The organism is Neisseria dentiae (assembly GCF_024580525.1).
GTDB classification, from domain to species: Bacteria; Pseudomonadota; Gammaproteobacteria; order Burkholderiales; family Neisseriaceae; genus Neisseria; species Neisseria dentiae_A.
The window spans coordinates 52,349-61,497 of record NZ_JANIKQ010000018.1 but is presented as its reverse complement, the minus strand read 5'-3'; the positions used below and the strand labels follow the sequence as shown (position 1 = coordinate 61,497).

The following is a 9,149-nucleotide window of genomic DNA, read 5'->3' as shown; positions in this document are numbered from 1 at the left end:
GAAAAAAGCCTAAACGGTTGTTTAGGCTTGGAAAGCTTGGTGGGTCGTGAAGGATTCGAACCTTCGACCAACGGATTAAAAGTCCGCTGCTCTACCAGCTGAGCTAACGACCCGAAAGAGTGCGCATTATAAAAATGCCGTTTCGGGCTGTCAAGCACTTTTTGGTGGTTTTTTTGATTTTATTCGGCCAATATCCGGAATGTGATTTTAACCGGCGGCGGATATGTTATTATTTTGCCCATTCCGGCGCACGATGCCGGTAGATTCCGATATTTCAAACACAAGGATAAACTCGAAATGAAAAAATTTTTGATTGCCGTTGCAGCCGTTGCCGCCCTGGCCGCCTGTTCGCAAGAAACCAAACAAGAAACCAAAGAAGCGGCCCAGGCCGTGGCTTCTGACGTGAAAACCGATGCGGCCGCCGCCAAAGCCGAAGCGGCTTCTGCCGTAAGCGGTGCTGTGGATGCGGCTAAAGAAGCCGGCGCTAAAGTGGAAAATGCCGCCTCTACTGCGGCGGAGGCAGGCAAAGAAGCGGCCGCTGCCGGTAAGGATGCGGCTGCCAGTGCGGTAAGCGCAGCCAAAACCGCTGCCGAAGATGCGGTAACCGCGGCCAAAGAAGCAGCCGCCAAAGCGAAAGAAGCGGCCAAATAAACGGCAACTGCTGTTTATTGGCAACAACAAAAGGGCGGGCGCGGTTGCCTGCCTTTTTGCCCCGTTTGAGGCCGTCTGAAACCCCGCCGGCCCAAACCTTTGCGGTTGGAGCCGGTATGCCCAGTTAATCAAACCGCCGTATAAATCCTGTACAATTGCGTTTTCCCGCACTTCAACCCGCCAACGCGGATTCCGTTATGCGCACGCCTGCCGTCAACCCTAAAATCATTGCCACGCTGCCGATTTTTTTCAGCGTGTTTATTGCCACCACGTTTATTTGGTATTTCAACGTGCCCAAACTCACCACGCCGTTTGTGCTGGGCATTATTGCCGGCGGTTTGGTGGATTTGGACAACCGTTTGACAGGCCGTCTGAAAAATATCGTGATAACGGTGGTGCTGTTTTCGATAGCCTCGCTCTCGGCGCAGATCACATACGGCGCGGGCTTGCAGTTTATTCTAACGATGACGCTGCTCACGTTTGTGTTTACGCTGCTGGGGGCGGTGGGCCTGCGTTACCGCACGTTTGCGTTCGGCACGCTGGCGGTGGCCACTTACACAACATTGTCGTACACACCCGATATGCCGTGGGTGGTCAACCCGTTTATGATTTTGTGCGGCACGCTGCTATACAGCACCATGACGCTGATCCTGCATATTGTTTTCCCGCACCGCCCCGTGCAGGAAAACATGGCGGCGGCCTACTCGGCGCTGGGCGGTTATCTGGATGCCAAAGCCGAGTTTTTCGACCCCGACGAGGCCGAACAGTTGGAAAACCGCCAGATTGACCTGGCGATGAAAAACACCGCCATCATCGAAGCCTTCAACCGCTGCCGCAGCGCACTGTTTTACCGTATGCGCGGCCAACACCGCCACCCGCGCACCAGCCGGATGCTGCGCTATTACTTCACCGCGCAGGATATCCACGAGCGCATCAGCTCCGCCCATATGGATTACCGCGAACTGGCCGAAAAGTTAAAAAACACCGATTTAATCTTCCGTATCCACCGCCTGCTCGAATTGCAGGGGCAGGCCTGCCGCGATGTGGCCGAAAGCCTGCGCAGCGGCCAACCCTACCAATACAGCAAACGTTTGCAGCGCGCCATCGAAGGCTGCCGCCAATCGCTGAAACTGTATGCCGAAACCCACCGCGGCAGCGAAGTGCATACCCTGCAAAGGCTGTTGGAAAACCTGTTCAGCGTCGATTACCAACTCTGCCACATCGAAAGCGGCGATAAAGAAGCGGAAGAAACGCCGTCTGAAAAACACCGCATCGCCGGCATGGAAAGCGGCGGCCTGCGCAACGTTTGGCGCACCGTGCGCAGCCAGCTCAATTTTGAATCGGCGGTATTCCGCCATGCCGTGCGGCTGGCCATCGTGGTGTTTACCGCCTGTACCATTGTTGAGGTGTTCCATATCCATTTCGGCTATTGGATTCTGCTCACCGCCCTCTTCGTGTGCCAACCCAACTATTCGGCCACCAAAAGCCGCATCAACCAGCGCATCGCCGGCACGGTGCTGGGCGTACTGGTCGGCTCGCTGGTACCGTATTTCACGCCTTCGGTCGAAACCAAACTGTGGATCGTGCTGGCGGCCACCACGCTGTTTTTCTTTTTCCGCACCTTCAAATACAGTTTTTCCACCTTTTTCATCACCGTACAGGCGCTCACCGCGCTGTCGCTGGCGGGTGAAGACGTGTTTTCGCTCACCTGGCAGCGCGTGGCCGACACCTTAATCGGTTCGGCCATCGCTTGGGTGGCGGTGTCGTATCTGTGGCCCGACTGGCGTTACCTCACACTCGAGCGCACCGCCGCGCAGGCCGTGAGCCGCAACGGCGTTTACCTGCGCCATATTCTCGGCCAACTGCAAAACGGCGGTTCCGACGACATGGCCTACCGCGTTGCCCGCCGTCAGGCACACGAAGCCGCCGCATCGTTGAGCAGCACGCTTTCCGACATGAGCGGCGAGCCGAAAAAATACGGCGCCAAGCTGCAAGACGGCTTTACCCTGCTCAAAACCAGCCATGCCCTGATCGGCTATATTTCCGCCCTCGGAGCCTACCGCAGCCAGATGGCGCAGGGATGTGCGCCCGAGTTCAGCGAAAATTTCTACCGCACGGCCTACCAAGCAGCCGATATGCTGGAAAATCTCGCCGCACAACCGCCCGAAGTGTTTCAGACGGCCTTGGAGCAGGTGCGGCAGGAGTTGGCGCAACTGCACGGCTTAATCGGCGACGACCGCCAAAGCAGCATACTTTGGCAACAGCTGAGCCTGATTACCCGCCAGCTCGAGCCGTGCTACCGTATGCTGCACGAAACCCGGGCCGGCAGTTTGGAAACGGCGGCGGCCTAACGGAATTTATCGAGGCCGTCTGAAATACCCAATCATTGTCATACCGACATAACTTACTAAAGACCACAGGCCGTCTGAAAAGATTTTTCAGACGGCCTGTGGTCTTTGCAAAATTCAAAAAACATCACCAAAAGTTTCTTTTCCGTCATTGCCGGATGTTTCTGAAATAGCCGCCTCTCGCCTGAACGGCAAACTTTGGATTATCGGGTCAAGCCCGATAATGACGGAATCAAACATTTCAGACGGCCTCAATGAATTTTGCAGAAGTTTCGGCCTGATTGTATGTTGCCAAGGCTCCGACCCCTGCACAAACCGCCATCTTTTCCCACCCTAGCGCATGATTTTCACAAACACATCTTCCAAATCCGTTTCCGGCAGCGCCAAGTGTTTTACTTCCACTCCGGCATATTTCAGCGTTTGCAAAACGAAAGCCAGCTGGTCGTAGCCATCGAGTTTGAGCAATATCCTGCCGTTTTCTTCCTCCGCAACCCATTGCCGCAGGTTTTCGGGCAGGGCGCCGCCAAGCAGCAGCTCCGCGCGCACGCCCTGCTCGCTGTGCAACAGGTTTTCGGTTTGGTCCAACGCTGCCAGCCTGCCCTGTTTGAGCATGGCGATGCGGTGGCACAGGCTTTGCGCTTCTTCGAGATAGTGCGTGGTTAAAATCACGGTGTGGCCTTCGCGGTTAAGCTCGGCGATAAACGCCCACAAACTTTGGCGCAGCTCCACATCCACCCCGGCCGTCGGCTCGTCGAGCACAATCACGCTCGGGCGGTGCACCAGCGCCTGCGCCACCATCAGCCGCCGCTTCATGCCGCCGGAAAGGTTGCGGGTGTTGGTGTCGGCCTTATCGGCCAGGCCGAGCTTGGAAATGATTTCGTCTATCCACCGGCCGTTGTTGCGGATGCCGAAATAGCCCGATTGAAAACGCAGGGCTTCGCGCACGGTGAAAAAGGGGTCGAACACCAGCTCTTGCGGCACCACGCCCAAGCTCATGCGTGCGGCGTAGGTGTCGCGCACCACATCGTGCCCCATCACGGCGATGCTGCCCGACGTGAGGCGGCTGAGGCCGGCCATAGCGGAAATCAGGGTGGTTTTGCCTGCGCCGTTGGGGCCGAGCAGGCCGAAAAATTCGCCCTGCTCCACATCGAAGCTGACATCGTTCAGGGCGGTGAAGCCGTTTTTATAGGTTTTAACGGCGTTGCGGATGCTGAGTGCGGGCTGCATGGTGGTTTCCGTGGGTTGCAAACAGACGGGGGATGACGAGGCCGTCTGAAAAATAAAAAGCCGATTATATAGCGAAAAAATGTTATCCATCGCAACCTGTTGCGGCCTCCCCCGTTTTCAGACGGCCTGAACGGCAATCGGCACGATTTATGATGAAAAAACAGCAATATCGGGCGGATATGTTAGAATGCGGCTTTTTTCGCAACCCTCACGTTTTTTAGGAAAACAACAATATGGTCGAACACCCTTCAGTCGGCACGCCCTTGTTTTACGGGGTATTTTTTGCCGCCATTTTAGTGATGATTGCCGTCGATATGCTTTCGCTCAAAAAATCCGGCGTACACAAAGTCAGTATAAAAGAAGCGCTGGCATGGTCTGCCGTGTGGGTGGCGGTGTCGTGCGCCTTTGCCGGCTGGCTGTATTTCGAGCTGGCAGGCAATCCGCTCTACGGTCATGCCGTCGCCAAACAGAAAACGCTGGAGTTTTTCACCGGCTATATTTTGGAAAAATCATTGGCGGTAGATAATATCTTCGTGTTTCTAATGATTTTTTCTTATTTCAAAGTGCAGCCGCAATATCAGCACCGCGTGTTGCTTTACGGCGTGTTCGGCGCCATCGTGCTGCGTATGATCATGATTTTTATCGGCGCGGCGCTGGTGAGCCGCTTCGAGTGGGTTTTGTATGTGTTCGGCGCATTTTTGCTATACACGGGCGTGAAGATGATCCGCTCGGGCGGCGAAGGCGAAGAAGAGGAGGATTTGTCGAACAACAAACTGCTCAACTGGGTGAAAGGCCACATTCGGGTGAGCGAAAATTTCCACGGCGAAAAATTCTTCACCGTTGAAAACGGCAAACGCATCGCCACCCCCATGCTGCTGGTTTTAATGATGATTGAAATGAGCGATGTGATTTTTGCGGTGGACAGCATTCCGGCGATTTTTGCCGTAACCACTGATCCGTTTATCGTGCTCACATCTAACATTTTCGCCATTCTCGGCCTGCGCGCCATGTATTTCCTGCTGGCCGACATTGCCGACCGCTTCGTGTTTTTGAAATTCGGCCTGGCTTTCGTGTTGAGCTTTATCGGCATCAAAATGCTGATTATGCACTGGGTGCATATCCCCGTGGGCGTATCGCTTTCGGTGGTGTTCGGCGCACTGGGCGTGTCGATACTGATTTCGCTGATGTATAACCGCCGCAAAGAAAACGGGGCGTAAGGGACAAAATGGGTGCTATTTTGGAGTAGCATCTCTCTAAGGGACATTTTGGGTGCTATTCAGGCTGCCGAATAGAGAAATAATCTTTAATAAACCTAATCTTATTATCTTTTTTCATGCCTTGATGGCAGCGCAATTTCCGCTTCATATCGCTAAAGCGACCCTCAAGCAAATTGCTTGTTTGAGGGATATTCAATTCGGCAAACTGCTCGAAAGTAAACAAGTAATTCAAATTCCGCTTCAGGCTGTGAAACGCGCTTCTCAACCGCTTATGCGTGTAATGCGATTTACCTGTTTCAAGGTTGACGGTACGCTCGTTCAGGAAGTGTTTATGCCGATTCAACCAGCACGTTAACGCACTTTCAAATTGCCTGCGGGTGCTGTTTTTCAAAGTGCGCACAATGGCTTTCAAATCTCGGGCGGCTGCTGTTTTCGGTCTGCGGGTCAGATAGCGGTTGATGGTTTTCAGTTGATGAAACTGGCACAGTTGTATCGGTATGTTGGGAAACATCTGCATCAAACCTTGCCTGCCGTCGCAGGTAATACTTTGTATTGTTATGCCTTTTTGCTCGAGTTTGCAGACTGCTTCAAGATATAGCGCATTGGTTTCATATTTGACTTCGTCTACCGACAATGCCTGATTGCTGATGCTGTCATACAGAACCATGATGCCGAAACTTCTGCCGAAATAGGTGGTATCCATGATGAGGTTGACGGCATCGGGGGCGGCAAACCGGTTTTTTGCGGTAGCTTTTTTGAGATGGCGGCTGATGGTTTTGCGGCTGCAACGGAAGTGTTCGGCAAGTTGTTGCGAGGTTTGTTTGCCGTCGGTGTAGAGCCGCCATAATTCGTCGGGATTAAGTCATCTGCCACCATCAAAGCGCTTCAGACAGGCTTTACATTGATAGCGCTGCTTACCGTTTCTGGTGCCGTTACGTTTAATGCTTCGAGAGGTGCAAAAAGGGCATTTTTTGTGTTCAAAACCTTTGAATCCTTGAAATCCTTTCAGGATAAGGCTTTCAAGGATTTTTAGCACCCATTTTGTCCCTTACGCCGAAAACGGCAAAGCCTCCTAACCGGCCTTGCGTCCGAACAAAAAAGCAGATGTGTTGAAACATCTGCTTTTTTATTTTCGCAGGTTTCAGGCCGTCTGAAAAAGAAAAACACCGCATTGGCGGCTGCAACCTTTGATATTTGAACAGTTATAACGGCCCGCCATCAGTCAAAACCGAACGCAGCGCCTCCTGCGCCTCCGCCCCCAGCCTCGGCGCCGCCAATGCCAACGTGGATAGCGCAAACATACGGTATAACTGCCGCTCGTCGCCCGACAGCGCAGCCAAGTGCGCCGCCACGGTAGAATCATCGCCGCGCACCACCGGGCCGGTCAGCGCCTGCACCGGCGGCAGGTGCGAGAGGTTTTCCACACTCTGCCGCAACAGATTACAAACCAAATCACGCGCCAGCGGTTCGGGCAGATTTAAAGGCCGCAGCAAATCTTGGGCGAATGCCGCCAGCGTTACCGAAAAATTGGAAGCCGCCGACAGCGCCGCATGGTAACGCGCCTTTTGTGCCGACGGTATTTCAAACGCCCGCAGGCCCGCCGCATCGGCCAAATCGTGCAAAACCGCCATCGCCGCCGCACCGCCCGCCTCCAACGCACACAAATTCCCGCGCAGCGACCGCACCGACTGCGCCACATCGGCAAATGCGAAAACAGGGTGCAAACTGCCGATTGTCGCACCGCATTTGACAACGGCATTTAATGCGCCTATTGTTTTCGCACCGCTGAAATGCACCACCAAAGTTTGTGCAGAAAGCCACGGCAGCCGCGCCAATTCCGCCGCCGCCTCTTCAATGGCATTGTCGGGCGTGCACACCAGCACCGCGTCGGCACGCGGCAGCAAGCCGATACGGGGAACTATCGGGCAGACAACATTGTCTTCCCGCACACCGCCGCCGCTTCGCGACACCGCGCAAGCCAAACGCCAGCGGCCGCTTTGTGGTATTACGGTTGCAAAAGTCTGCCCCACGCGCCCCAAACCGATTATGTGGAAGCTTTTTTTCATTTCAGACGGCCTTAACGGATTGAATAGCTAAGATTAACACGGTAAACTTAGCCCCATTAAATTTTTTTATGACTGTCTTACCAAAAATGAAACCAGCTTTTGATGTGAAATCGGCACGCTTAGACGTGCTTTCGGTGCAGTTGCATACTGCTGATTTAGGGGAATTGGAAGAATTTTTACAACAGCGCGTGAGCCAGCACAAAGAGCTGGGCAGCATGCTGTTTTTATTGGACCTGCAAGAATTCGCCAACCCCGGCGAATTGAGCATCGCCGCCATCGTGTCGCTGTTTGCCCGTTACGGCCTGCAAATCATCGGCCTGCGCCATGAAAACGAAGCATGGGCGGCGCACGCCGAGGCCTACCATTTGACGTTCAGCCGCAACGACCCGAAACCGGAAGCCCCGGCCAAACAAGCGCCGGCCCCCGATCCGGTGGCCACCGTAATCAGCAAACCGACCGTGCTGATAAACACCCCCATCCGCACCGGCCAGCAGGTGTATGCCGAAAACGCCGACCTTATCGTAACCGGCATCGTGAACGAAGGGGCGGAAATCATTGCCGACGGCAATATCCACGTTTACGGCGCCATGCGCGGCCGCGCGCTGGCCGGCGCAACCGGCAACCGCAACGCGCGGATATTCATCCACTCCATGCAGGCGGAGCTGGTGTCGGTAGCGGGTATTTACCGCAACTTCGAACAAAGCCTGCCGGCACACCTCAACAAAAAGGCCGTGCAGGTATCGCTTCAAGAAAACCGTCTGGTTATCAGCGCCATCGACGGAGACTGACCGTTTTGGTTTTAAACGATTTTTAAAAGGAAACATCGTGGCAAAAATTATTGTAGTAACTTCAGGTAAAGGCGGCGTAGGCAAAACCACCTCCAGTGCCAGCATCGCTTCAGGCTTGGCCATCCGCGGCCACAAAACCGCCGTTATCGATTTCGACGTAGGCTTGCGCAACCTCGACCTGATTATGGGTTGCGAACGCCGCGTGGTGTACGACCTGATCAACGTAATCCAAGGCGAAGCCTCGTTAACCCAGGCTCTGATTAAAGACAAACACTGCGACAACCTCTTTATCCTGCCTGCTTCGCAAACCCGCGACAAAGACGCCCTCGACCGAGACGGCGTAGGCCGCGTGCTCAAAGAGCTGACCGACGAAATGAACTTCGAATACGTTATCTGCGACTCACCCGCAGGTATCGAGCAGGGCGCGCTGATGGCTCTGTATTACGCCGACGAAGCCATCATCACCACCAACCCCGAAGTGTCCAGCGTACGCGACTCCGACCGTATCTTGGGCATTCTGCAAAGCAAATCGCTCAAAGCCGAAAAAGGCGAAACCGTGAAAGAGCACCTGCTGATCACCCGCTACTCGCCCGAGCGTGTTGAAAAAGGCGAAATGCTGTCGGTGCAGGATATCTGCGACATTCTGCGTATCCCGCTAATCGGCGTGATTCCCGAATCGCAAAACGTGTTGCAGGCCTCCAACTCAGGCGCCCCCGTTATCCACCAAAACGACGTGGCCGCCGCCGAAGCCTATAAAGACGTGGTATCCCGCCTGTTGGGCGAAAACCGCGAAATGCGTTATCTGGAAGCCGAGAAAAAAGGCTTCTTCAAACGCCTGTTCGGAGGTTGATC

At 54.4% G+C, this 9,149-nt stretch carries 8 protein-coding genes, 1 tRNA gene and 1 pseudogene; 5 read left to right on the top strand and 5 right to left on the bottom strand.

Annotation, left to right across the window (positions count from 1 at the left end):
- Positions 1–37 precede the first annotated feature (37 nt).
- A tRNA-Lys gene (locus tag NQ012_RS10650) sits at positions 38–113 on the bottom strand.
- Positions 114–297: 184 nt separating this feature from the next.
- Here NQ012_RS10650 and NQ012_RS10645 point away from each other — a divergent pair.
- Positions 298–651 carry a hypothetical protein gene (locus NQ012_RS10645; protein WP_257067568.1) on the top strand — a complete coding sequence of 118 codons (354 nt, stop codon included), beginning with the start codon at positions 298–300 and terminating at the stop codon, positions 649–651.
- Between the two features lie 197 nt (positions 652–848).
- Positions 849–3,002: a YccS family putative transporter gene (gene yccS, locus NQ012_RS10640; RefSeq protein WP_257067567.1), complete on the top strand. Its 2,154-nt coding sequence runs from the start codon at positions 849–851 to the stop codon at positions 3,000–3,002.
- 330 nt (positions 3,003–3,332) lie between these two features.
- On the opposite strand, the gene NQ012_RS10635 is transcribed toward yccS, so the two are convergent.
- Positions 3,333–4,226, bottom strand: a complete 894-nt coding sequence (locus tag NQ012_RS10635) for an ABC transporter ATP-binding protein (protein ID WP_257067566.1) — start codon at positions 4,224–4,226, stop codon at positions 3,333–3,335.
- 233 nt (positions 4,227–4,459) lie between these two features.
- Between NQ012_RS10635 and NQ012_RS10630 the strand changes: the two genes are divergently transcribed.
- Positions 4,460–5,443, top strand: coding sequence for a TerC family protein (locus NQ012_RS10630; RefSeq protein WP_257067565.1), 984 nt, complete (start codon positions 4,460–4,462; stop codon positions 5,441–5,443).
- A gap of 55 nt (positions 5,444–5,498) precedes the next feature.
- Here the strand turns inward: NQ012_RS10630 and NQ012_RS10625 are convergent.
- The 3 genes and pseudogenes from NQ012_RS10625 to NQ012_RS10615 form a co-directional block, all read right to left on the bottom strand.
- A pseudogene (locus NQ012_RS10625) lies at positions 5,499–6,284 on the bottom strand (IS256 family transposase, variant Zn-binding type); the annotation flags it as partial.
- A gap of 21 nt (positions 6,285–6,305) precedes the next feature.
- Positions 6,306–6,479 carry a transposase-like zinc-binding domain-containing protein gene (locus tag NQ012_RS13195; RefSeq protein WP_445013497.1) on the bottom strand — a complete coding sequence of 58 codons (174 nt, stop codon included), beginning with the start codon at positions 6,477–6,479 and terminating at the stop codon, positions 6,306–6,308.
- 166 nt (positions 6,480–6,645) lie between these two features.
- Positions 6,646–7,509: a Rossmann-like and DUF2520 domain-containing protein gene (locus NQ012_RS10615; protein WP_257067563.1), complete on the bottom strand. Its 864-nt coding sequence runs from the start codon at positions 7,507–7,509 to the stop codon at positions 6,646–6,648.
- Positions 7,510–7,595: 86 nt separating this feature from the next.
- Here NQ012_RS10615 and minC point away from each other — a divergent pair, with 86 nt between their 5' ends.
- The gene (gene minC, locus NQ012_RS10610; protein ID WP_257067562.1) at positions 7,596–8,297 is read left to right on the top strand and encodes a septum site-determining protein MinC; all 702 of its coding nucleotides are present in this window, start codon (positions 7,596–7,598) and stop codon (positions 8,295–8,297) included.
- Positions 8,298–8,334: 37 nt separating this feature from the next.
- Entirely contained in the window at positions 8,335–9,147 is an 813-nt protein-coding gene (minD, locus tag NQ012_RS10605; protein ID WP_085366803.1) for a septum site-determining protein MinD, read from the top strand.
- The last annotated feature ends 2 nt before the right edge of the window (positions 9,148–9,149 follow it).

Excerpts from the sequence above, each read along its gene's own strand:
- NQ012_RS10630 (WP_257067565.1), top strand. The coding sequence starts at position 4,460 with ATGGTCGAACACCCTTCAGTCGGCACGCCCTTGTTTTACGGGGTATTT.
- NQ012_RS10635 (WP_257067566.1), bottom strand. The coding sequence starts at position 4,226 with ATGCAGCCCGCACTCAGCATCCGCAACGCCGTTAAAACCTATAAAAAC.
- NQ012_RS10645 (WP_257067568.1), top strand. The coding sequence starts at position 298 with ATGAAAAAATTTTTGATTGCCGTTGCAGCCGTTGCCGCCCTGGCCGCC.
- minC (WP_257067562.1), top strand. The coding sequence starts at position 7,596 with ATGAAACCAGCTTTTGATGTGAAATCGGCACGCTTAGACGTGCTTTCG.
- NQ012_RS10615 (WP_257067563.1), bottom strand. The coding sequence starts at position 7,509 with ATGAAAAAAAGCTTCCACATAATCGGTTTGGGGCGCGTGGGGCAGACT.
- yccS (WP_257067567.1), top strand. The coding sequence starts at position 849 with ATGCGCACGCCTGCCGTCAACCCTAAAATCATTGCCACGCTGCCGATT.